The organism is Pelomonas sp. Root1217 (genome assembly GCF_001425705.1).
Classification (GTDB): Bacteria; Pseudomonadota; Gammaproteobacteria; order Burkholderiales; family Burkholderiaceae_C; genus Pelomonas.
Map to the genome: position 1 here is coordinate 314,638 of NZ_LMDC01000001.1, position 19,023 is coordinate 333,660.

The window sequence follows — 19,023 nt, forward strand, 5'->3', positions numbered from 1 at the left end:
ACATGAAGACCTCGACCCAGCTGGCCGTTGCCAGCGTCGCCCTCGCCGCCGTGCTGGCCATCGCCTGGGCGTTCTCGCCGCGCCCCCTGGAGGTGGAGGTCGCGGCGGTCAGCGAAGGGCCGTTCGAGGCGACGGTGGATGAAGACGCGCGCACCCGGCTGCGGGACCGCTACGTCGTTTCCGCGCCGCTGTCCGGGCGGCTGGATCGCATCGCGCTGCGCGAGGGCGACACGGTGGCGGCGGGTGACGTCGTCGCCACGTTGACGCCCGCGCTGTCGCCGCTGCTGGACGAGCGCAGCCTGCGCGAGCTGCGCGCCCGCGTGGAGGCCGCGCAAGCGGGTGTGGAGCGTGCATCGGCCCGGCTGGAAGGCGCCAAGGTGGCCGTCTTGCAGGCCCGCAACGAGGCCCGGCGCAGCGAGGAGCTGGCGCGGCAGGGTTTTGTCGCACCGACCAAGCTGGAGGCCGACCGCCTCGGGCTGATGGCGGCGCAGAAGGACCATGAGGCCGCGGCCGCGGAGCAGCACGTCGCCACGCACGAGGTCGAGCAGGCCCGCGCGGCGCTGGGCGCTGCGCAACGCGGTGGCAGCCCGGCGTTTGTGCTGCGCGCGCCGGTGGCGGGCCGGGTGCTGCGCGTGGTGCAGGCCAGCGAGGCCAGCGTGCCGTTGGGGACACCCCTGCTGGAACTGGGGGACACCGCGCACATGGAGGTGGTTGCCGAACTGCTGACGACCGAGGCGGTGAAGCTCAAGGTCGGGCAGACCGTGCACATCGAGCGTTGGGGCGGTGCCGGAGAACTGCAGGGGCGGGTCCGCCTCGTCGAGCCGGGGGCGTTCACCAAGGTGTCAGCGCTGGGCGTGGAGGAGCAGCGGGTGCGGGTCTTGATCGACCTCACCAGCCCGGCGGAACAGTGGCGCACGCTCGGGGACGCCTACCGCGTGGGCGTGCGCATCGTCGTGCTGTCCGAGGCCCGCGCGCTGCAGGTGCCGCTGGCGGCGGTCTTCCCGCGCAGCGACGCGCCCGGCATGGCGGTCTTTGTGCTGGACGGCCAGCGCGCCAGGCTGCAGCCGGTCGACGTGGCCGCGCGCAGCAGCAGCCACGCATGGGTGCGCAAGCTTCCCGCTGCGGGCACGTCCGTCATCCTGTATCCGGCTGCCGCCGTGGCGGACGGGGCGCGGGTGAGGCCGCGCAAGATCTGACGGACCGCCTGGCCGCGTCAGGTGGCGATCTTCATTCGCCGCGCACGAGCAGCACGGGCACCTGGGCGCTGCGAAGGATGTGCTCGGCATCGCTGCCGAGAACCAGCCTGCGCAATCCGCGCCGGCCGTGCGTGCCGATCACGATCAGGTCTGCCGGCCAGTGGGCTGCCTCCTCCAGCACCGAGTCACCGACTCGGCTGCCGAAGACTTCGCGCATTTGCACGTCCACTGGAATGCCCTCGGCTACCACCCGCGTGCGCGCGGCATCGAGGACCGACTGCCCGCCTTCGCGCATCAAGGCGATGACCTCCGCGCTGGTGTTGGGAAATCCCTCAGCGCCAATGATGATGGACTGCTCATTGACGATATGGACCAGGCGCAGCTGCGAGCCGGCCAGCTTGGCCATGGCGATGGCCTCCGTCAGACCCTTGTCGGCCGTCGGGCTGCCGTCCACGGGGACCAGGATGCGCTTGTACATGGTGGAAGCTCCGGTTGAGGCTAGAGACGCGAGAACTCGTCGAATGCGCTGACCGCCTGGGCCGCGTACATCAGTGACGGGCCGCCGCCCATATAGGTCGCCACGGCGAGGGTCTCATCGACTTCCTGGCGGGTGGCGCCCAGCTTCACCAGGGCCTGCATGTGAAAGCCGATGCAGGCGTCGCAACGCGCCGCCACGCCAAGGGCCAGCGCGATCAGTTCCTTGGTCTTGCGGCTCAGCGCCCCGTCGGCGAGGGCGGCACGGCCCAGGTCGTTGAAGGCCTTCATGGTGTCCGGCGTGCTCGTGCGCAGCGACGCCAGATCGGCGCTGACGCCCTGCGTGAGCTGGCGGAAGTGGGTGCCAGACATGGGTCAGGCGTCTTTGCGATGTTTGATCGAGCAGGTGCTGAAACCGAACGGCAGATAGGCCGGGCAGGAGCCGATGAGGCCGGTGAACAGCGGCAGCAGGCCGATCCAGCCCCACGCGCCGATGCTGCCGAACCAGACGGCGGCGATCAGGGCCAGGCCGACGAGGACCCGCATGAAGCGGTCGAGGGTACCGACATTGAACATGGAACCTCCTTGTGAAAGTCTTCATCATCAACGTCTGCGGCCACGCCGCCTTGACGGCGATCAATGTTGGGACCGGGTCTCAGCGACCTAGTGAAGAGGGCGCCTGACCTCAGGCGTTTCGAATTCGCGGCCCACCATGGCACGCGCATAAAAGTAGTTGCAGCGTGCCGGTTCGCTCATGGCATCGAGCACGACCTTTCCCTGCGGGTCGCAGGGGAAGGCATAGCCGCGCCCTTCGTCGAACAGGGAACGAAAGCGCAGTTCGCATGGCGATTCATCGCGGCCCGTGGGCATGGAGGTGTTCATCACAGCTCCTAGATTGGCGTCCCGTACAGAAAAGTTAGTCGTCGCCGGAAAATGGCACGTCACGGGTCTGGAGCGGCCTGGAACAGAGTGTCAACCGTCCGTCCCAACCGCGTAACACAAGCGCCGTGCGGCAGCGGCGGCGAATCGGGTGCCCTGTGCCGTTGCGCGGAGCGGGTGTCGCATGCGACAGGGCGCTGCGTTGACCTGACGCAAACGGCGGCGCACGTGCCGAAGCTAGTGTGGGGGCCTGTCAAGGCCGGGCAACGCCACGGAAAACGCATGGACTACAAGGACTACTACGCCACCCTGGGGCTCGACCCAGGGACGTCGGGCGACGAGGTCAAGAAGGCCTACCGAAAGCTGGCGCGCAAGTACCACCCCGACGTCAGCAAGGAGGCGGGCGCCGAGGCACGCTTCAAGGAAGTCGCCGAGGCCTACGAGGTGTTGAAGGACCCCGAGAAGCGGGCCGCCTACGATGCCCTGCGCCAGGACCTGGCGCGCCGACGCGCGGCGGGGCAGGGTGCGTCGCCGCCTCCGGACTGGGACGCGGGTTTCGAGTTCCGCGGCGCCAGCCCGGCTGACGGGTCCTGGGACGAGCACAGCGACTTCTTCCACGCCTTGTTCGGCGCGGCGCGGCGGGGAGCCCGCCCGGCGGCACACCGGCGCGGCGAAGACCACCACGCCCGCGTCGCGGTCGAGCTGGAGGACCTCTACCACGGCGCGACGCGCAACCTGTCGCTGCGCGCACCGGTGTTGGACGGTCAAGGTCGCGTGACCCTGGCCGAGCGCCGGATCGAACTGCAAATCCCCAAGGGCACGCTGCCCGGCCAGCACCTGCGGCTGCAGGGCCAGGGCATGCCCGGCATCGGCGGCGGTGCACCGGGTGATCTTTACCTCGAGGTCGACGTGGCGCCACACCCGCGCTATCGCGTGTCGGGCCGTGACGTCTTTTTCGACCTGCCGCTGGCGCCCTGGGAGGCCGCGCTGGGTGCCGAGGTGCGGGTGGCTACGCCCACCGGCCCGGTCGCGCTCAAGGTGCCCCGCGGCAGCGCCCAGGGGCGCCAGCTGCGGTTGAACGGCAGGGGCTTGCCAGGCTCACCGGCCGGCGACCTCTACGCCGTGCTGTGCATCGTGCTGCCACCGGTCATGTCCGTGGTCGACGAGGAGGCGTGGCGCAACCTGGCCGGGGCCTTCGCCGGCTTCGATGCCCGCAACATTCCCAAGGAGTAGCCATGGACACCCAGGAACCCGGTGGCGCCGACACTTGTACCGTCATCGTCGTGGAACGAGACCTTCGGCTGTCGCTCGCGGAGCTGAGCGCGGCCTGTGCCTGCGAAATGGGCTTCATCGAGGAACTGGTCGGCGAAGGCGTCCTGGCGCCGGTCGGCGAAGGGCCGCAGGGCTGGTGCTTCACGGGCACGGCCTTGGCCCGAGCCCGCATCGCCTCGCGCCTGGCGCGGGACCTGCACGTCAACGTGCCGGGCGTCGCGCTGGCGCTGGAGCTGATCGACGAGATGGCGGCGCTGCGCATGCGCCTGCGGGACTGAGGCAACCTATCGGCCGCTGTGCGTCTAGCGGGAACCACGCCGCCGTCATACATGGCCCTATTCGCCCGCCATGCAACCGATGCCATGTGGGCTTCCGTTCAGCAGTTGGTGTTCGGTGCCGAACTCCCCTCGATCAAGATCGGTGAGCCATCACGAATCAACGCGCAAAGAGCCAAAGAAAACAGCCCCTGGCGGGGCTGTTGAACTTAAGACTTGCATCTGCGAAATGAACTTAAAACTTGCACCTGGTGCAAGTCAATGCTTCAAGTCGCACGGCCTTGACCGAACTCACGAAAACCTGGCGGAAGCGGTGAGATTCGAACTCACGGAAGGCTCACACCTTCGACGGTTTTCAAGACCGTTGGATTAAACCACTCTCCCACGCTTCCTCGGGGAGGCGGCATTCTACGGTGCCAGTTCAGCCGCCAGGCTGCTGTGCCTGTTCGCACTGCACCTGGATGATCTCGCGAGTCGCGCCGTCCACCCGGGCCGCCGTCAGCTTGCCGCCCCAGACGCAGCCCGTGTCCAGGCCGAGCAGGTTCGGCTGGTCCAGCAGGCCCAGGGTCGACCAATGGCCGAAGGCGATGGGCGTGTCGGCGGTCTTGCGGCCGGGCGCGTCGAACCAGGGCATGAAACCCTCGGGTGCGGCGCCGGCGCCGTCCTTGGTCTTGAAGTCCATCTCGCCATCAGCCGTGCAAAAGCGCAGGCGCGTCAGCGCGTTGACGGTGAAGCGCAGCCGCGCGGCGTCGGTCAGATCAGGATCCCAGCGCGCCGGTTCGTTGCCGTACATGGCATGCAGGAAGTCGGGCAGGGCAGGGCCGCTCAGCACGGCCTCGACGTCGGCAGCCAGGGCCAGGGTGTCGTCGCAGCTCCACTGCGGCACGACGCCGGCGTGCACCATCAGCCAGCCGGCCTCGAAGACGGCCATGCGCTGGCGGCGCAGCCAGTCCATCAGCGCCTCGCGGTCGGGTGCGGCCAGGATGTCGTCCAGCGTGTCGCCACGGTGCGGGCGGCGCACGCCGTGATGGGCGGCGAGCAGATGCAGGTCATGGTTGCCCAGCAGGCAGGTCGCCGTCTCGCCCAGGCCGGCCAGGCGGCGCAGTGTCGTCAACGAGGCGGGGCCGCGGTTGACGAGGTCGCCCAGCAACCAGAGGCGGTCGCGCGAGGGGGAGAAATCGATCTGCTGCAGCAAGCGATCCAGCGCATCGCAGCAGCCCTGGAGGTCGCCGATCAGGTAATTCATGTGCGGATTGTCCCGGTCCTGGGGTTCTGCGCGGCAGAGGCGCGGGCCACGCCCTCTGCCGCGCAGACCCCAAAGCGAGGGATCGCACGCTGGGCCGAGTCATGGCCTTCTGATAGTCTCCCGGGCTTCGTTTTTGCCTTGCGCCGCCTAGGGTTTTCCCCGGGTCTGGCGCCTTCGATGGATACCGCTCTCGTTCTCTTTCTGATCCTGATCAACGGCCTGTTCGCCATGTCGGAGATGGCGCTGACCGCCAGCCGCAAGGCGCGCTTGCAGGTGATGGTGGAGAGCGGCGAGGGCGGGGCGCAGGCCGCAATGGACCTGCACGACAACCCGACCAAGTTCCTGTCGACGGTGCAGATCGGCATCACCGGAATCGGCGTGCTGAACGGCATCGTCGGCGATGCGGCCTTCTCCGGCCCGCTGTCGCGCTGGCTGACCGAGACCTTCCACCTGAACCCGCATGCCACCGACATCGCCGCGACGGCCCTGGTCGTCGTCATCATCACGCTGCTGACCATCGTCTTCGGCGAGTTGGTGCCCAAGCGCGTCGGCCAGATCTACCCCGAGACGGTGGCCCGCCTCGTCGCGCCGACGATGAACTTCATCTCCATGGCCGCGCGCCCGCTGGTGAAGTCGCTGAGCTTCATGACCGAGGCGACGCTGGGCCTGCTGGGCCTGCGCAACAAGGGCCAGCGCGGTGTGACGGAAGAGGAGATCGCCGCCAGCCTGGAAGAAGGCCGTGACGCCGGCGTCATCGAGGAGCATGAGCACCAGATGGTGCGCAACGTGTTCCGCCTGGACGAGCGCCAGGTCGGCTCGATGATGATTCCGCGCACCGAGATCGCCTGGCTGGAGGTTGACGCCACGCCGGCCGAGGTGCTGGCGGTGTTGCGCGAGCATGGCTTCAACCGCTACCCCGTCTGCCGTGGAGGCCTGACCGACGTGTTGGGCGTGGCCAATGCGCCGGCGCTGCTGGCGGGGCTGCTGGAAGGCCTGCCGCTGGACCTGACCGTCGGGATGGAGGCGCCGCTGTTCGTGCCCGAGACGCTGTCAGGCATGGAGCTGCTGGAACATTTCCGCGTGTCGGATGCGCCCTTGGTCTTCGTCGTCGATGAATACGGCGAGGTGCAGGGCGTGATTGCTGTGCGTGACGTACTGGAAGCCATCGCCGGGGAGTTCAATGCCCCGAGCGATGGCGACGCCTGGGCGGTGCAGCGCGAGGACGGGAGCTGGCTGATTGACGGCCTGATCCCGGTGCCCGAGCTGAAGGACCGCCTGGCGTTGAAGGAACTGCCCGAAGAGGACCGTGGGCGCTACAACACCCTGGCCGGCATGATCATGCTGCTGCTGGGGCGCTTGCCGCGCACGACCGATGTCGTGGAGTGGGACGCGTGGAGATTCGAGGTCGTCGACCTCGATGGAAAGCGTGTAGACAAAGTGCTGGTCAGTCGTCTGGCCGAGGAACCTGGAGAGAGAGAAACATGAGCAACCCCCCGATGTACGGCGAACTGCAGCCGCTGGATCGTGAAATCCACAAGAACCTGAAGCTGGACACCGACCAGTCTGTCGTGCGCCGCGTGGCCGATCAGAACTCGGTCTTCCTCGCCGCCGTCGAGTTCGCCGACGCCTGCAAGGAATACCCCATCGTCTTCGTGCGCGCCGGCCAGCCCGGCGCGGATGGCAAGCAGCCCGTCGCGCCGCTGGCCGTGCTGGGTCTGCGCCCGGGCTCCAACCTCTTCGTCGAGGGCGACAAGTGGACGGGTGGCTATGTGCCCGCCTACGTGCGCCGCTATCCCTTCGTGATGGCCCGCATGGACGAAAGCTCGAACAACATGGCCGTCTGCTACGACATGAAGTGGCCGGCCTTCAACGAGACGACCGGCGAGGCCTTGTTCAAGGACGGACAGCCGACCGAGTTCCTGCTGAATGCCAAGGCCTTCCTGGAAAACTTCGAGCAGGAAGCCGAGCGCACCCGCCTGATCTGCAACCTGCTCGTCGAGATGGACCTGCTGCAGGACATGCGCTTCGAGGCGACCTTGCCGAATGATGAAAAGCTCGACGTCGAGGGTTTCATGGCCCTGGACGAGAAGAAGTACGCCGAACTGGCCGACGACAAGGTGCTGCAACTGCATCGCAACGGCCTCATCGCGATGATCGAGATGCACCGTCTGTCAATGACCAACATGAACCGCCTGGTGGGCAAGTACGCGGTCTGATCCCGCAGCGCGAGCCATCGCCCCGAATGCCACGCCGTGCGTGGCCTTTTTTTCCGGCGAGGGTCGCTGTCGCATATCCCGGCGACGGGAAAACCCCGGACACCCCCGATTTAGATGTATCGGTCTGTGAGCTTCAATGAAATGCGTCATTTCAATCCCTAGACTCCGCCGCTCGGTGCGTTGGGCACCAAGGATGTAGTCGATGACGCCCATGTTCGAAGAAAGCCGCCGCACGCCGCTGAACCCCTTCGGCGGACCGCCGCTGGAGCTCAACAGCGATTTTGGAGCGCTGGAGGGCGACGCGTACGAGCTCGTCGAGCGGCGCTATGGCGATCGCGGCCTGGCGGTGAAGCGGGAGACCTACACCAGCCGCAAGGAGGATGGCGACATCGTCTGCACGGCGCGCAACGGCGACAACATCATCGGCACGCTGTCGGTGCGTTTTGACGGTGTCGGCGGCCTGCATGCTGACCTGCTCTTCGAGGCGGAACTTGCCGAGTGGCGCTCAGCCGGCATCAAGCTTTGCGAATTCGGCCGGCTGGCCGTAGACAAGCATGCCTTCGAGCCCAAGCGCGTGCTGGCCCAGGTGTTTCACCTTGGCTATCTGCACGCCCACCGTCGCGCGCGTTGCGAGCGCCTCATCATCGAGGTCAACCCGCGCCACGTGGCCTTTTACAGGCGCTGGCTGGGCTTGTTGCCCTACACGACGGCCCGGCACAACCCGCGCGTGAATGCGCCGGCCGTGCTGATGAGCATCGATCTGGCGACCGTGCGCGAGCAAATCGCCCTGTGGGGCGGCCGGCCTGAGCTGCTGACCCAGGCCCGTTGCCTTTATCCGTTGGCTTGGGACGAGGCCACCGAGGCCTCCATGCTGGCCAAATTGAGCTGAGCGGTCAGCAGGGTCCGCCCCGGCGCCATGCCGGCCAGCTGCTCCGCGGCAAGCGGCGCCGTAGCGAATTCCTTGCGCAGGCGCTGCAGCAAGTCCTCGCGGTCCGGCGGCGGCGCGCCACAGGACGTGCGCGCGGCGATGGCGCGGTCCAGCGCACCTTCCAGGCCATTGCACTGCACCGAGAACGAGGTGTGGTGAGGCTGGCCATGCCGGTCGGTCCAGGTGGCCACGACGCGCAGCACCGGCCCGATCGTGCGTGTCACCCACTCAAAGCGTATGCCGGCCGTGCGCGTGCGGCTGCGCCGCATCAGCCGGCCGGTGCTGCTACCGCCTGGCCGGCGTGAGCGCTCCAGGCGCATGTCGTTCAGATAGCGCCCCGCCGCGCCCATGTTGGAGGCGTCGGTCATGGAGGAAGTACCCATGAGGTCAATCGTCATCGCAGAACTCCGAGTTGCTGAATAAACCCGAGGGCTTGTGGCAAACGGGGTGCCAGCTCAAAGCAATGGCTCTACCAGGCGGGCAAAGCCCTGCAGCAAGCGCTGGCCCAGGCCGCGCTTGGCCCATTGCGCTGGATCGATGCGCTGGGACACCGTCAGGTCGCGCTCGAACAGGGCCTGCATCTGCTGGCCGAAGTCGTCGCCGAGGACGATGACGTCGATCTCGTGGTTGCCGACGATGCTGCGCCAGTCGAGGTTGCTCGAGCCGACGCTGGAATAGACGCCGTCCACGACGGCCGTCTTCGCGTGCATGACGGACTCCGTCATCTCGTGGATCTGCACGCCGGCTTCCAGCAACTGGGCATAGCGCGAGCGCGCGGCGTGCAGCACCATGGCGACGTCGCTGCGCCCCGGCAGCACCAGGGAGACGGCGACACCGCGGCGGGCCGCGTCGCACAAGGCCTGGATGAGCTCGGACCCTGGCGCGAAATAGGCCATGGTCAGCTGCACGCTGCGCTGCGAGGCATCGATGGCATGCAGCAGCGCCGTGTAGCTCGGGTTGATGCCGTTGGCCGGGTCGCCCGCCACGAGCTTGATGACACGCTGCCCCGGCGTGGCCACACGCGGCGGCGGCGCCGGCGCCAGTTCACCCGGGCAGCCCTGCAGGGCCCAGGATTCGCGGAACAGCACGGCCAATGCCGACACCACGGGGCCGCGCAGCTCCACCTGGGTGTCGCGCCAGCCCTGCTTGTCGGCGTCGGCCGGTGGGGCCTTGCGACGGGCACTGCTGAAGGAGCCTTCGGCGTAAACGTTGCTGAGATTGATGCCACCGGTGAAGGCCACGTCGCTGTCGGCAGCCAGCATCTTGCGATGGTTGCGCTGCAGCACGCCCCAGTGGCCCGGTCGCTCCAGTGGATTGATGGGGTTGAAGGCGCACACGGCGATGCCGCCCTTGCGCAGGCGGTCGAAGAAAGCGCCATCCGTGCCCATCGAGCCCAGGCTGTCGTACATCAGCGCCACGCTGACGCCCTCGGCGGCCTTGCGCAGCAGCAACTCGCCGATCTCGGCGGCCACGCCCGCGTCCTCGACGATATAGAACTCCACCAGCAGACGGTGGCGAGCAGCGGCGATGGCTGCCTTCATCGCTGCAAAGGTCGCGGGGCCGTCGACCAGCAGCTTGGCCGTGTTGCCACGCAGCAGCTGGGTGTCGCCCCGGGCTGCCAGCGCGCCGAGATGGCGTTCAAGCAGCGCGCCGTTGCCCTCGTCGCGCACGCGAGCCAAGTCCCTGGCCTCAACGGCATCGGAGACGGGACCGTCGCGGCCCTGCAGACTGACGCGCTCGGCGGTCAGGCGCGCCGACGCCGGCTGCGCCTGGCGCTCCCGTTCCAGCAAGGTGCCGCAGGCCACCGTGCCCGCCAGGGAGAACACCACCGCGAGGGCCCATGCCCAGCCGCCGAGGTGCCAGCCGCGAGATTGCTTCATGAGGCCCGCCAATGCACCAATGTTGAGCTTGGCAGGCAGGCGGCGTGCCCGCCCAGGCGCTCGTTGCCGACGCCGATGAAGTCAGGGGGCTGCAGCGGGCGGCGCAACCGGTAGAACTTGCAGCAATGCTGGCCGCACGGCTTCAGTCGTCGGTGGGCGTTGGGCGTCCGCCTTCGCCTTCCCAGGTCTGCACTGCGACCGGTGCGCGTGCGGAATGGGCGCTGCGGCGGCGATGATGATGGCCATGGCAGGTTCGCCAGGCCAGCACTAGCACGGCGCCCAGCGCCAGCGCGTCCAGCAGCCTCGTCAACGAGCGGCCGGCGGTGTCGCGGCAATCAGCGTCTCGTAACAAGGGGTTGCTCATGGGCGGGCATAACGTTACGGTGGCTGTCAGTGTCGGCAGCTGGCATGCCTGACCGGTTTACCTGCCGATACACGTCCCGCAGCGCCAAAATTTCTCATGTGCGGTTCGAATTTGTTGAAAATGACCAATCCAGGCGCACCTGGACCACCTCGATAAAGCTGAAAGGAAACGATGCCGCATGCCCTGGTAGTGGACGATGACCACGACTCAGCCGCCTCCTTGCGCGAGTTGATCGCGGGCGAACAGTTCACTGTGGCGGTCGCTCATACCTTGCGCGACGCGCGCAAGCAGCTCGCATTGCAGCCGCCCGACATCCTGCTGCTGGACCTGCGCCTGCCCGACGGCAATGGCATGGACCTGCTGGCCGACCCCAAGCTGGTGGCCAATTCCGAGGTCGTGCTTTGCACCGGCCACGCCAACCTCGAGACCTCCATCCAGGCGCTGCGCCTGGGTGCGGCCGACTATCTCGTCAAGCCCGTCAATCTCAAGCAGCTGCAGGGCGTGCTGTCACGCATCATGAAGCCGGCGGCACTGCAGGCCGAGGTGGAGGACCTCACCGCCAATCTGGACGAATCCGGTCACTTCGGCCATCTGTGGGGCCGCAGCGCGCCGATGAAGCGCATCTACGAGCAGATCTCGCGCGTGGCCGGCACCAGCGTGTCGGTTTTCATCACGGGCGAATCGGGTACCGGCAAGGAGGTGGTCGCGCAAACCGTGCACGACCTCAGCCGCCGCCGCAAGCGCCCCTTCCTGGCGGTGAACTGCGGGGCCATCAGCCCCAACCTGATCGAGAGCGAGATCTTCGGCCACGAGAAGGGCAGCTTCACCGGCGCCGAGCGCCAGCACCAGGGCTTCTTCGAGCGCGCCAGCGGTGGCACTCTCTTCCTGGACGAGATCACCGAGATGCCGCTGGAGCTGCAGGTCAAGCTGCTGCGCGTGCTGGAGACCGGGCGCTTCATGCGCGTGGGTAGCACCACCAGCCAGGAGACCGACGTGCGCATCGTCGCGGCCACCAACCGCCTGCCTTACCAGGCCGTGGCCTCGGGCAAGTTGCGCGAAGACCTGCTCTACCGCCTGAACATCTTCCCGATCGCGCTGCCGCCGCTGCGGGACCGCATCGCCGACATCCCGCTGCTGGCCAACCATTTCCTGGCCGCCATCAGCGAGCAGGAGGGCACGGTGCGCCGCTTCACGCCCGAGGCGCTGGCGACCTTGGTGGGCTATTCCTGGCCGGGCAATGTGCGCGAGTTGCGCAATGTCGTGCAGCGCGCCTATGTAATGGCCCAGGGCGAGCTGATCGACGAGACCTGGCTGCCCGGCAGCGAAGAGGCGGGGGTCACTTCGGCATGGGGAAGCCTGGCGCCGCAGGACCTGCCAGCGGCGGCGCCGGTCAGTGTCCCGCCCTCGCCGCCGCGGATGTCCGAAACGCTGAACGCCGATGCCGACGTGCCTTTCATCACCCTGCCCATCGGCTCCAGCGTGGCGCAGGCCGAACGCGCGCTGATGCTGGCCACGCTGCGCCACTTCAACCACCACAAGGAACGCACCGCTGCGGTGCTGGGGATCAGCCTGAAGACGCTGTACAACCGGCTGAAGGAATATGCAGCCGAGGGCAGCGCGGCTGCGGACGTCAGCCCCCCGCAACGCGACTGAGTGCGGCATGAGGGGCAGGTCGGCGTTGGCAGCGCTGCTGCTGGCGGCTGGTTGTCGCCCAAGCGCCGAGGCGCCGGCCCCCAGCCTCGCCCGCGCGCGCTGCGCCTGACGCCAAACCAGTGCTGCATGACGCGTCGCGCCTGACACGGCCGAGCGGGCCGGTGTCGGCGCCATTGCCCAGCGTGTGGAAGGCGCTACCGCCGTCGTCAACGAGGTCAGCGTGCAACTGTGGCCTTCCTGAGTGCAGGCAAGGCGCGCGGATTGCCCCACTGCATTCCGATACTCTGACAAAGGAAGCACCATGGGTCACGCAGATTGGATTGACGATGCGGCCGACACCTCACGGCTTGGCCTGCAGAAGGCGCAGAGCGCCGCGCGGCGCGGCCTGGACCACCTGGCCGACGGCGTCAGCGAGGCGCGCGACGCCGTGGCGCCGGTCCTGCGCAACATGCGTTCCGGCGTCTCGCAGGTCCGCGAGCGGACCGTGGGCTATGTGCGCGACGAGCCGGTGCGCTCCGCCCTGGTCGCGGTGGCGGTCGGCACGCTGGTTTTTGCGCTCTGGCACCTGTTGAGCTCGCGCAGCAACTCGCGCTGATGCCCCGCCAGCACCCGCGCCATCTGCGCCGCTTCGGCCAGGCGCAGCGGCGTGCGCGTGCGCAGGGCTTCGTCCAGCAGCCGCGTCCAGCAGCGCACCACGGCGCGGTGATCGGCGTCGCCCGGGTGCAGCTCCAGGCGCAGCAGCGGCGCCTCGCGGGCGCGGCGTGCCTGCAGCTCGTTCCAGGCCAATGACAGACCGCGGCGCCAGGCCGCGCGTGTGCTGAACACCAGGCTGGGTGCCGGCAGCACGTGCCGGTGGGGCAGGGCGATGACTTCGGTCAGCGTGCAGGTGTGGCGAAAGCCCGCGTCAGCAACGGCTTGCAGCGCCGGTGGAGCGAGCAGCCAGGCCGGCGCGACGAAGCCGTCCATGGCCAGGCCGTGGTCGCGGGCCCAGGCGCGGCCCTCGAGCAACCGCTGCGTGGCCTGCGCGTGGGACAAGGCGGCAAACTCGCCCTCGCCCGCCGTGTAGTGGCGGCGCAGCAGATAGTCGCCCAGGCCACGCAGCGGCGGCCCTTCGTCGCGGTGGGTGAGGCCGTGCAGCAGCAGTTCATGGCCGGCACCGGCCATGCCGTGCAACCAGCGCAGATAGCGCGGCGGTACCTCCGCATCGCCGTGCATGCGTGGCACCACGAGCAGGGACAGCGGCAGCCGCACGCCGGCATGGCTGGCGCAGCGGCGCAGTTCGGCCAGCACGCGCAGGCAGCCGTCCCAGCGCGCCGGTGACACATCATGCAGCACGACGCACACGGCGCCGGCCGCTCGGGTCGGCGCGGTCAACGCTGGCGTGCCAGCTGATTGGCCAGCTGATTGGCCAGCGGCAGTGCCGGGCGGGCCGGCGCGGCCGGCGTGGGATGGCGGCCGAGCAGGGCGCTGTAGCGCCGCGTCATCTGCGCCATCACATGCGGCCAGTCCTGCGCCTGGGCACGCGCCAGGGCGTTGCGGCGTTGAACCGCGTGGTTGCCGGCCAGGCTGGCGTCCATCGCTTCTGCCCAGGAGCCGGCGCGTGGCCTGTCCACGAGCAGGCCCGCGTCGCGTGCCAGTTCGGCCAGGCCGCCGGCGCCGGCGACCACCACCGGCGTGCCACAGGCCATGGCCTCGATCACGCCCAGGCCAAAGGTCTCCTGGTCACCGGCGTGCACATAGGTGTCACAGCTGGCCACCATGCGGGCCAGTTGCCGGCTGTCGTGCTCCGCCGGCAGCAACAGCACCTGCTCGCCAACGGGCGGCGCCGGCCCGTCGCCCACGGCCAGCAGCACGTGGCCGCGGCCCAGCAAGGCGACCGCATCGGCCAGCAGTTGCAGGTTCTTCTCCAATGCGAAGCGGCCGGTGTAGATGAACAGGCGCGTATCCGGCGCCAGGCCATGGTCGCTGCAAAGCTGCAGCCGCCAGGCGGCGTCGCGGGCGCAGGGCGTGAAGGCCGAGCAGTCGACGCCCAGGGGCTGCAGCGTCACGCGCGGCACACCCCAGGACTGCAGCAGTTGCACCATGCCGCTGCTGGGGGCCATGACGAGGTCGAAATGGCGGTAGAGGTTGACCAGGTAGCGCCGTGCCCAGCGCTCGGCGCCGCGCGCCAGGCGCGTGCGTTGGGGGCCACCCACTAAGCGCGCCGCCAGCTCGGGCAGGTTGCTGTGGCAGAAGGCCACCGCCGGGATGCGCAACTGTTCCGCCGCGGCCAGCGACGCCCAGGCCAGTACATAGGGATCGGCGGATTCGACGATGTCGGGTGCCACGAACTCAATCTGCCGCAGCGCGCGGCCCCGGCTCAGCACCATGCGGTAGCCGCCGCTGCGGGGCAGGGGCATGCCGCCGCAGTCCACCATGCCGGGGCCCCGGGCGCCTGGGGCGATGACCGTGTGCCGCCAGCCCAGCGGGCGCAATCGTTCATGCTTGGCTGTCAACACGCGCCGCACGCCACCTGTGGCGCCCCAGAACATCGATACATCCAGCAGATGGGGGCCCGCACCAGGAGGCGTCTCCTGGACCTGCTGCTCGGGCGCGGCGTGGTTCGCATGCATTGCGGCGCGGGGGCAATCGGCGTGCCTGGCACGTCGCCTGCCAGGGCGCGGCATGCCCAACCCGCCGTCATCCCAAGCTCCGGAGGTTCGCCAGGCGCGCCAGGCCGGCCTGCGCTGGCTCAGCGACGCAGGTCCCGGCATCCGCCGAGAGCCGGCGACGTCCGGCGGCTTCCAATACCGGGACGCGCACGGCCGGCATGTCCGTGACGAGGCCACGCTCGCGCGCATCCGCAAACTGGCCATTCCACCGGCATGGCAGCAGGTCTGGATCAGCCCGTTTGCCGACAGCCATCTGCAGGCCACCGGGCGGGATGCGCGGGGGCGCAAGCAATACCGGTATCACGCCGAATGGATGGCCGACCGCGGCCAGACCAAGTTCGACAGCCTGCTGCACTTTGGCGCCGTGCTGCCACGGCTGCGCCGACGCGTGCAGCGCGCGCTGGCGGGGCAGGGCGAGCCCACCCGCGAGCGCGTGCTGGCCACTTTGGTGCGCCTGCTGGACACCACCTGGCTGCGCATCGGCAACAGCGCCTATGCGCGCGAAAACGGCTCCTATGGGCTGTCGACGCTGCGCAACCGCCATGCTGGCGTGCGGGGTGACGCCATCCAGCTGTCCTTTGTCGGCAAGAGCGGCGTGCGCCATTCGGTCCAGGTGAGCGACCGCCGGGTCGCCCGCATCGTGCGCCGCTGCCGCGAGCTGCCCGGCCAGGAGCTGTTCCGCTATCTCGACGAGGGCGGGCAGACCCATGCCGTCGACTCCGCGGACGTCAATGCCTGGCTGGCCGAGGCCGCCGGCCGGCGCGTCACGGCCAAGGATTTCCGCACCTGGCATGGCAGCGTGCTCGCTCTGCAGTTGACGCTGCAGGCCTGTGCCGAGGGCGCCGAGCCCTGCCGGCCTCAGCAACTGCTGGCCGCCGTCGCCAAGCGCCTGGGCAACACCCCCGCGGTTTGCCGCAAGGCTTACATCCACCCGCGCGTGCTGGCTCTGGGCGAAGCGCTGGACGATGAGGCGGCCCGCGCCGCGCTGCGCGCCCAGCCCTGGGCGGCGGCGCCCTCGGCCCGGCCCGGCCTGAGCGCCGCCGAGCGCCAACTGATGGCCCTGCTGCGCTCCCGGGCGGCAGCTCGGTCGACCTGAGGTGCAGGGACCGGGAAGGGGCGGGCATTCCGCTTGCCATGACGGCCGAATGCAACAGCCGGAGTGAAGCGTCGTGCGCATTGCCTATGTCACCGAGACCTTTCCGCCGGAGATCAACGGCGTGGCCCTGACGGCCGAGCGCGCGCTGCGGCATCTGCGCGATGTCGGGCACGACGTGCAGCTGATCCGGCCGCGCCAGCCGGGCGAAGCGGCCCGCCGCGACGAACGGGAATGGCGTTGCGGCGGCGGGCCGATTCCGATGTATCCCGAGCTGCGTTACGGCTGGGCCACGCCTGCGGGCCTGAGCGCGCTGTGGCGCGAATGCGGCGGTCCGCCCGACCTCGTGCATGTGACGACGCCCGGCCCGCTGGGTTGGGCCGCGCTGCGCGCCGCACGCGCCGAGGGCGTTCCCCGCAGCGCCGATTTCCGCACCAATTTCCACGCCTACTGCGGCCACTATGGCCTGGGCTGGCTGGAAACCGTCGTACTGGGCTATCTGAAGCGCTTGCACGGCATGGCCGACCTCAACTTCGTGCCGACCGCCGAGTTGCAGCGTGAACTCGCCGCCCACGGCTTCGAGCGCCTGCAGGTGCTCGGCCGGGGCGTCGACGCCAAGCTGTTCTCGCCGGATCGGCGCGACCTGCGGCTGCGCCGCGACTGGCGCATCGGCAACGATCACCGCGTCATGCTCTATGTCGGCCGGCTGGCGCCGGAGAAGAACGCGAGCCTGGCGTTGCAGACCTTTGAGCGCCTGAGCGCCCGCCGCCCGGGGCTGCGCATGGTCGTGGTCGGTGACGGCCCGCTGCGCGCGAAGCTCGAGCGAGCCCACCCGACGGCGCGCTTCGTTGGCATGCAGACGGGTCTCGCGCTGGCCCGCCACTACGCCAGCGCCGACGTCTTCCTCTTTCCCAGCCAGACCGAGACCTTTGGCAACGTGACGCTGGAAGCCCTGGCCAGCGGCCTGGCCCTCGCTGCGTTCGACACGGGCGCCGCCGCGCAACATGTGCGCGACGGCGTCAGCGGTTGCCTGGCACCGGTCTGCCAGGGCCTGGATGCGGCCGATGCCTTCCTGGATGCGGCCACTCGCGCCCTCGATGCCTCCGAGCCCGACGGCCTGCTGCGACTGGAAGCGCGCCTGGCTGCCATCCAGGCCGACTGGGGCAGCGTGCAGCGCCGCTTCGAGCAGCAGCTGCTGCAGCTGGCCGCGACCGCCCGGACGGTGCCGCGCTATGCCGCCCTGGCTTGACGCCGGTCGCCTGCGCAGCGCCGAGCTGGACCTGCGCGGCGCCCAGGCGCTGCACCGGGCCGCCACGCGGCCGCTGTTGCTGCATGCGCTGGCGCTGTGCAGCCGGCTCGCCGATGGGCCGCTGTGGGTGGCCTTGATCCTGCTGCTGCCCTGGTTGGACCCGGCGCGGGGCGGCCGCCATGCGCTGCTGATGCTGGCGCTGGGCGCGGTCGACCTGGGCCTGTACTACACGCTCAAGCGCAGCACGCGGCGGCAGCGCCCCTTCGAACGCTGCGACAGCATCCGTGCCTGCCTTAAGGTGCCCGACGCCTTCAGCTTCCCCAGTGGCCACACGCTGCATGCCTTCGCCTTCGCGCTGCCGCTGTCGGCGTTTTATCCGGCCCTGGCACCGCTGCTGTGGAGCTTCGCGGCGCTGGTGGGCCTGGCGCGCGTCGCGCTAGGCCTGCATTTCCCGAGCGATGTGCTGGTCGGTGCCCTGCTCGGCAGCGCAACGGCTGGCCTGATGCTGTTCTGGAGCGCCTGATGGGCCCCGTTGCAGCGACGCGGCACGCCGTGCCGTCACCGACGACGCCGCGGGCGTTCAGCTGCGCCTGCGGCCGGCCGGTGTTCTTCCGCAACAGCGAATGCCTGGCCTGCCACCGGCCGCTGGGTTATGCCCCCGCCCGGGGCCAGTTGCTGGCGCTGGAGGCCGCACCCACACGCTCAGGCCGTGGCGGCTGGCGCGAAGCCGGCGTGCCGGCACGCCGCGCGCCCCGCTTCGCGCGCTGCGCCAACCTGGACAGCGCGGCCGCATGCAACTGGCTGCTGGATGTGACCGAGGTGATGGCTGGCTTCACGCTGTGCCGCTGTTGCCGGCTGACGCGTACCGTACCTGACCTGTCCCAGCCCGAAGCCGGGCTTTGGTGGGGGCGCATCGAAGCGGCCAAGCGCCGCTTGGTGTCATCGTTGATCGGCCTGGGCCTTCCGGTGCTGTCGCGCGCCGAGGATGCCGAGCACGGCCTGGCCTTTGACCTGCTGCTGGCGCCCCTCGACGGGCCGGCCGTCGTCACCGGCCATGCTGATGGCGTCATCACGCTGGACGTCTCCGAGGCCGACGACGCACGCCGCGAGGCCCGGCGCCATCAGCTCGGCGAGCCCTACCGCACGCTGCTGGGCCATCTGCGCCACGAGACCGGCCACTACTACTGGCAGCGCCTTGTCGAGCCGACGAACTGGTTGCCCGCCTGGCGCGAACTCTTCGGCGATGAGCGCGAGGACTATGGTCAGGCGCTGCAGCGCCACTACGCCCACGGCGCGCCCCCCGACTGGGGCCAGCGTTTCGTCAGCGCCTACGCCAGCGCCCACTCCTGGGAGGACTGGGCCGAGACCTGGGCGCACTACCTGCACCTGGTCGACACGCTGGACACGGCGCGCAGCTTCGGCCTGGATGGTGAGCGGGTGGAGCTGAACTACGAACGCTTCGATGCCAACCTGGTGTCGGATGCCGGCTTCCTGCAGCTCATCAACAGCTGGATGGAACTGACCGGCGTGCTCAACGAGTTGTCGCGCAGCATGGGCGTGGCGGACTTTTATCCCTTCGTGCTGTCGGCACAGGCGGTGCGCAAGCTGCACCTGGTGCACCGCATCGTGCAAGGGGCCCGGGCCTGA

General features: G+C 69.2%; 22 protein-coding genes and 1 tRNA gene. 12 read left to right on the forward strand and 11 right to left on the reverse strand.

All coding sequences use genetic code 11. The features are described from left to right. Positions 1–2 precede the first annotated feature (2 nt). Positions 3–1,196: an efflux RND transporter periplasmic adaptor subunit gene (locus tag ASC95_RS01490; protein WP_235537655.1), complete on the forward strand. Its 1,194-nt coding sequence runs from the start codon at positions 3–5 to the stop codon at positions 1,194–1,196. 31 nt (positions 1,197–1,227) lie between these two features. On the opposite strand, the gene ASC95_RS01495 is transcribed toward ASC95_RS01490, so the two are convergent. The 4 genes from ASC95_RS01495 to ASC95_RS01510 form a co-directional block, all read right to left on the reverse strand. Next, positions 1,228–1,674 carry a universal stress protein gene (locus ASC95_RS01495; protein WP_057296027.1) on the reverse strand — a complete coding sequence of 149 codons (447 nt, stop codon included), beginning with the start codon at positions 1,672–1,674 and terminating at the stop codon, positions 1,228–1,230. A gap of 20 nt (positions 1,675–1,694) precedes the next feature. Further along, positions 1,695–2,042 carry a carboxymuconolactone decarboxylase family protein gene (locus ASC95_RS01500; protein WP_057296028.1) on the reverse strand — a complete coding sequence of 116 codons (348 nt, stop codon included), beginning with the start codon at positions 2,040–2,042 and terminating at the stop codon, positions 1,695–1,697. Between the two features lie 3 nt (positions 2,043–2,045). Continuing rightward, entirely contained in the window at positions 2,046–2,246 is a 201-nt protein-coding gene (locus tag ASC95_RS01505; RefSeq protein ID WP_057296029.1) for a DUF2892 domain-containing protein, read from the reverse strand. Positions 2,247–2,333: 87 nt separating this feature from the next. Beyond that, on the reverse strand, positions 2,334–2,552 hold the full coding sequence (locus ASC95_RS01510; RefSeq protein ID WP_057296030.1) for a hypothetical protein: 219 nt from the start codon (positions 2,550–2,552) through the stop codon (positions 2,334–2,336). Positions 2,553–2,831: 279 nt separating this feature from the next. On the opposite strand from ASC95_RS01510, the gene ASC95_RS01515 reads away from it, so the two are divergent. After that, on the forward strand, positions 2,832–3,782 hold the full coding sequence (locus tag ASC95_RS01515) for a DnaJ C-terminal domain-containing protein (RefSeq protein WP_057296031.1): 951 nt from the start codon (positions 2,832–2,834) through the stop codon (positions 3,780–3,782). A 2-nt stretch (positions 3,783–3,784) separates the two neighbouring features. Then, on the forward strand, positions 3,785–4,099 hold the full coding sequence (locus tag ASC95_RS01520) for a chaperone modulator CbpM (RefSeq protein WP_057296032.1): 315 nt from the start codon (positions 3,785–3,787) through the stop codon (positions 4,097–4,099). Positions 4,100–4,398: 299 nt separating this feature from the next. Here ASC95_RS01520 and ASC95_RS01525 read toward each other — a convergent pair. Together ASC95_RS01525 and ASC95_RS01530 are read right to left on the reverse strand one after the other, a co-directional pair. Next, positions 4,399–4,488 (reverse strand) — tRNA-Ser (locus tag ASC95_RS01525). A 29-nt stretch (positions 4,489–4,517) separates the two neighbouring features. Beyond that, positions 4,518–5,342, reverse strand: coding sequence for a symmetrical bis(5'-nucleosyl)-tetraphosphatase (locus tag ASC95_RS01530; protein WP_057296033.1), 825 nt, complete (start codon positions 5,340–5,342; stop codon positions 4,518–4,520). A 177-nt stretch (positions 5,343–5,519) separates the two neighbouring features. Between ASC95_RS01530 and ASC95_RS01535 the strand changes: the two genes are divergently transcribed. The 3 genes from ASC95_RS01535 to ASC95_RS01545 all read left to right on the forward strand — a co-directional run bounded on the left by ASC95_RS01535 (position 5,520) and on the right by ASC95_RS01545 (position 8,447). Further along, positions 5,520–6,827 carry a hemolysin family protein gene (locus ASC95_RS01535; protein WP_057296034.1) on the forward strand — a complete coding sequence of 436 codons (1,308 nt, stop codon included), beginning with the start codon at positions 5,520–5,522 and terminating at the stop codon, positions 6,825–6,827. Then, positions 6,824–7,558, forward strand: a complete 735-nt coding sequence (locus ASC95_RS01540) for a SapC family protein (protein WP_082567406.1) — start codon at positions 6,824–6,826, stop codon at positions 7,556–7,558. Before ASC95_RS01535 ends, ASC95_RS01540 begins: the two co-directional genes overlap by 4 nt. A 202-nt stretch (positions 7,559–7,760) precedes the next feature. Continuing rightward, on the forward strand, positions 7,761–8,447 hold the full coding sequence (locus ASC95_RS01545; RefSeq protein ID WP_057296036.1) for a hypothetical protein: 687 nt from the start codon (positions 7,761–7,763) through the stop codon (positions 8,445–8,447). Here ASC95_RS01545 and ASC95_RS01550 read toward each other — a convergent pair. From ASC95_RS01550 to ASC95_RS30325, 3 genes are all read right to left on the reverse strand, one after another. After that, positions 8,390–8,884 (reverse strand): hypothetical protein, encoded by a 495-nt coding sequence (locus ASC95_RS01550; RefSeq protein ID WP_157255907.1) that lies wholly within the window; start codon positions 8,882–8,884, stop codon positions 8,390–8,392. The two genes, ASC95_RS01545 and ASC95_RS01550, sit on opposite strands and share 58 nt — an antisense overlap. 57 nt (positions 8,885–8,941) lie before the next feature. Further along, entirely contained in the window at positions 8,942–10,366 is a 1,425-nt protein-coding gene (locus tag ASC95_RS01555) for a phosphatidylserine/phosphatidylglycerophosphate/cardiolipin synthase family protein (RefSeq protein ID WP_057296038.1), read from the reverse strand. Positions 10,367–10,508: 142 nt separating this feature from the next. Continuing rightward, the gene (locus ASC95_RS30325; protein ID WP_157255908.1) at positions 10,509–10,730 is read right to left on the reverse strand and encodes a hypothetical protein; all 222 of its coding nucleotides are present in this window, start codon (positions 10,728–10,730) and stop codon (positions 10,509–10,511) included. A 171-nt stretch (positions 10,731–10,901) separates the two neighbouring features. On the opposite strand from ASC95_RS30325, the gene ASC95_RS01560 reads away from it, so the two are divergent. Both ASC95_RS01560 and ASC95_RS29695 read left to right on the forward strand, forming a co-directional pair. Continuing rightward, complete coding sequence (locus ASC95_RS01560; RefSeq protein ID WP_057296039.1) at positions 10,902–12,383, forward strand: sigma-54 dependent transcriptional regulator; 1,482 nt, start codon at positions 10,902–10,904, stop codon at positions 12,381–12,383. 301 nt (positions 12,384–12,684) lie between these two features. Continuing rightward, positions 12,685–12,978 (forward strand): hypothetical protein, encoded by a 294-nt coding sequence (locus ASC95_RS29695; protein WP_082567407.1) that lies wholly within the window; start codon positions 12,685–12,687, stop codon positions 12,976–12,978. On the opposite strand, the gene ASC95_RS01565 is transcribed toward ASC95_RS29695, so the two are convergent. Both ASC95_RS01565 and ASC95_RS01570 read right to left on the reverse strand, forming a co-directional pair. Next, a complete protein-coding gene (locus ASC95_RS01565; protein ID WP_057296040.1) occupies positions 12,873–13,757 on the reverse strand; it encodes a DUF2334 domain-containing protein in 885 nt (294 codons plus the stop codon). The genes ASC95_RS29695 and ASC95_RS01565 overlap by 106 nt on opposite strands. Continuing rightward, positions 13,754–14,995, reverse strand: a complete 1,242-nt coding sequence (locus ASC95_RS01570) for a glycosyltransferase (protein ID WP_057296041.1) — start codon at positions 14,993–14,995, stop codon at positions 13,754–13,756. Before ASC95_RS01570 ends, ASC95_RS01565 begins: the two co-directional genes overlap by 4 nt. A 52-nt stretch (positions 14,996–15,047) precedes the next feature. Between ASC95_RS01570 and ASC95_RS01575 the strand changes: the two genes are divergently transcribed. The 4 genes from ASC95_RS01575 (at position 15,048) to ASC95_RS01590 (ending at position 19,023) form a co-directional block, all read left to right on the forward strand. Then, on the forward strand, positions 15,048–16,130 hold the full coding sequence (locus ASC95_RS01575) for a DNA topoisomerase IB (protein WP_082567409.1): 1,083 nt from the start codon (positions 15,048–15,050) through the stop codon (positions 16,128–16,130). Between the two features lie 73 nt (positions 16,131–16,203). Next, positions 16,204–17,376: a glycosyltransferase family 1 protein gene (locus tag ASC95_RS01580; RefSeq protein ID WP_057296042.1), complete on the forward strand. Its 1,173-nt coding sequence runs from the start codon at positions 16,204–16,206 to the stop codon at positions 17,374–17,376. Next, positions 17,360–17,899, forward strand: coding sequence for a phosphatase PAP2 family protein (locus tag ASC95_RS01585; protein ID WP_082567410.1), 540 nt, complete (start codon positions 17,360–17,362; stop codon positions 17,897–17,899). The genes ASC95_RS01580 and ASC95_RS01585 overlap by 17 nt, the downstream gene beginning before the upstream one ends. Further along, positions 17,899–19,023 carry a putative zinc-binding metallopeptidase gene (locus ASC95_RS01590; RefSeq protein WP_057296043.1) on the forward strand — a complete coding sequence of 375 codons (1,125 nt, stop codon included), beginning with the start codon at positions 17,899–17,901 and terminating at the stop codon, positions 19,021–19,023. The genes ASC95_RS01585 and ASC95_RS01590 overlap by 1 nt, the downstream gene beginning before the upstream one ends.

Excerpts from the sequence above, each read along its gene's own strand:
- ASC95_RS01490 (WP_235537655.1), top strand. The coding sequence starts at position 3 with ATGAAGACCTCGACCCAGCTGGCCGTTGCCAGCGTCGCCCTCGCCGCC.
- ASC95_RS01495 (WP_057296027.1), bottom strand. The coding sequence starts at position 1,674 with ATGTACAAGCGCATCCTGGTCCCCGTGGACGGCAGCCCGACGGCCGAC.
- ASC95_RS01500 (WP_057296028.1), bottom strand. The coding sequence starts at position 2,042 with ATGTCTGGCACCCACTTCCGCCAGCTCACGCAGGGCGTCAGCGCCGAT.
- ASC95_RS01505 (WP_057296029.1), bottom strand. The coding sequence starts at position 2,246 with ATGTTCAATGTCGGTACCCTCGACCGCTTCATGCGGGTCCTCGTCGGC.
- ASC95_RS01510 (WP_057296030.1), bottom strand. The coding sequence starts at position 2,552 with ATGAACACCTCCATGCCCACGGGCCGCGATGAATCGCCATGCGAACTG.
- ASC95_RS01515 (WP_057296031.1), top strand. The coding sequence starts at position 2,832 with ATGGACTACAAGGACTACTACGCCACCCTGGGGCTCGACCCAGGGACG.
- ASC95_RS01520 (WP_057296032.1), top strand. The coding sequence starts at position 3,785 with ATGGACACCCAGGAACCCGGTGGCGCCGACACTTGTACCGTCATCGTC.
- ASC95_RS01530 (WP_057296033.1), bottom strand. The coding sequence starts at position 5,342 with ATGAATTACCTGATCGGCGACCTCCAGGGCTGCTGCGATGCGCTGGAT.
- ASC95_RS01535 (WP_057296034.1), top strand. The coding sequence starts at position 5,520 with ATGGATACCGCTCTCGTTCTCTTTCTGATCCTGATCAACGGCCTGTTC.
- ASC95_RS01540 (WP_082567406.1), top strand. The coding sequence starts at position 6,824 with ATGAGCAACCCCCCGATGTACGGCGAACTGCAGCCGCTGGATCGTGAA.
- ASC95_RS01545 (WP_057296036.1), top strand. The coding sequence starts at position 7,761 with ATGACGCCCATGTTCGAAGAAAGCCGCCGCACGCCGCTGAACCCCTTC.
- ASC95_RS01550 (WP_157255907.1), bottom strand. The coding sequence starts at position 8,884 with ATGACGATTGACCTCATGGGTACTTCCTCCATGACCGACGCCTCCAAC.
- ASC95_RS01555 (WP_057296038.1), bottom strand. The coding sequence starts at position 10,366 with ATGAAGCAATCTCGCGGCTGGCACCTCGGCGGCTGGGCATGGGCCCTC.
- ASC95_RS30325 (WP_157255908.1), bottom strand. The coding sequence starts at position 10,730 with ATGAGCAACCCCTTGTTACGAGACGCTGATTGCCGCGACACCGCCGGC.
- ASC95_RS01560 (WP_057296039.1), top strand. The coding sequence starts at position 10,902 with ATGCCGCATGCCCTGGTAGTGGACGATGACCACGACTCAGCCGCCTCC.
- ASC95_RS29695 (WP_082567407.1), top strand. The coding sequence starts at position 12,685 with ATGGGTCACGCAGATTGGATTGACGATGCGGCCGACACCTCACGGCTT.
- ASC95_RS01570 (WP_057296041.1), bottom strand. The coding sequence starts at position 14,995 with ATGCATGCGAACCACGCCGCGCCCGAGCAGCAGGTCCAGGAGACGCCT.
- ASC95_RS01575 (WP_082567409.1), top strand. The coding sequence starts at position 15,048 with ATGCCCAACCCGCCGTCATCCCAAGCTCCGGAGGTTCGCCAGGCGCGC.
- ASC95_RS01585 (WP_082567410.1), top strand. The coding sequence starts at position 17,360 with ATGCCGCCCTGGCTTGACGCCGGTCGCCTGCGCAGCGCCGAGCTGGAC.
- ASC95_RS01590 (WP_057296043.1), top strand. The coding sequence starts at position 17,899 with ATGGGCCCCGTTGCAGCGACGCGGCACGCCGTGCCGTCACCGACGACG.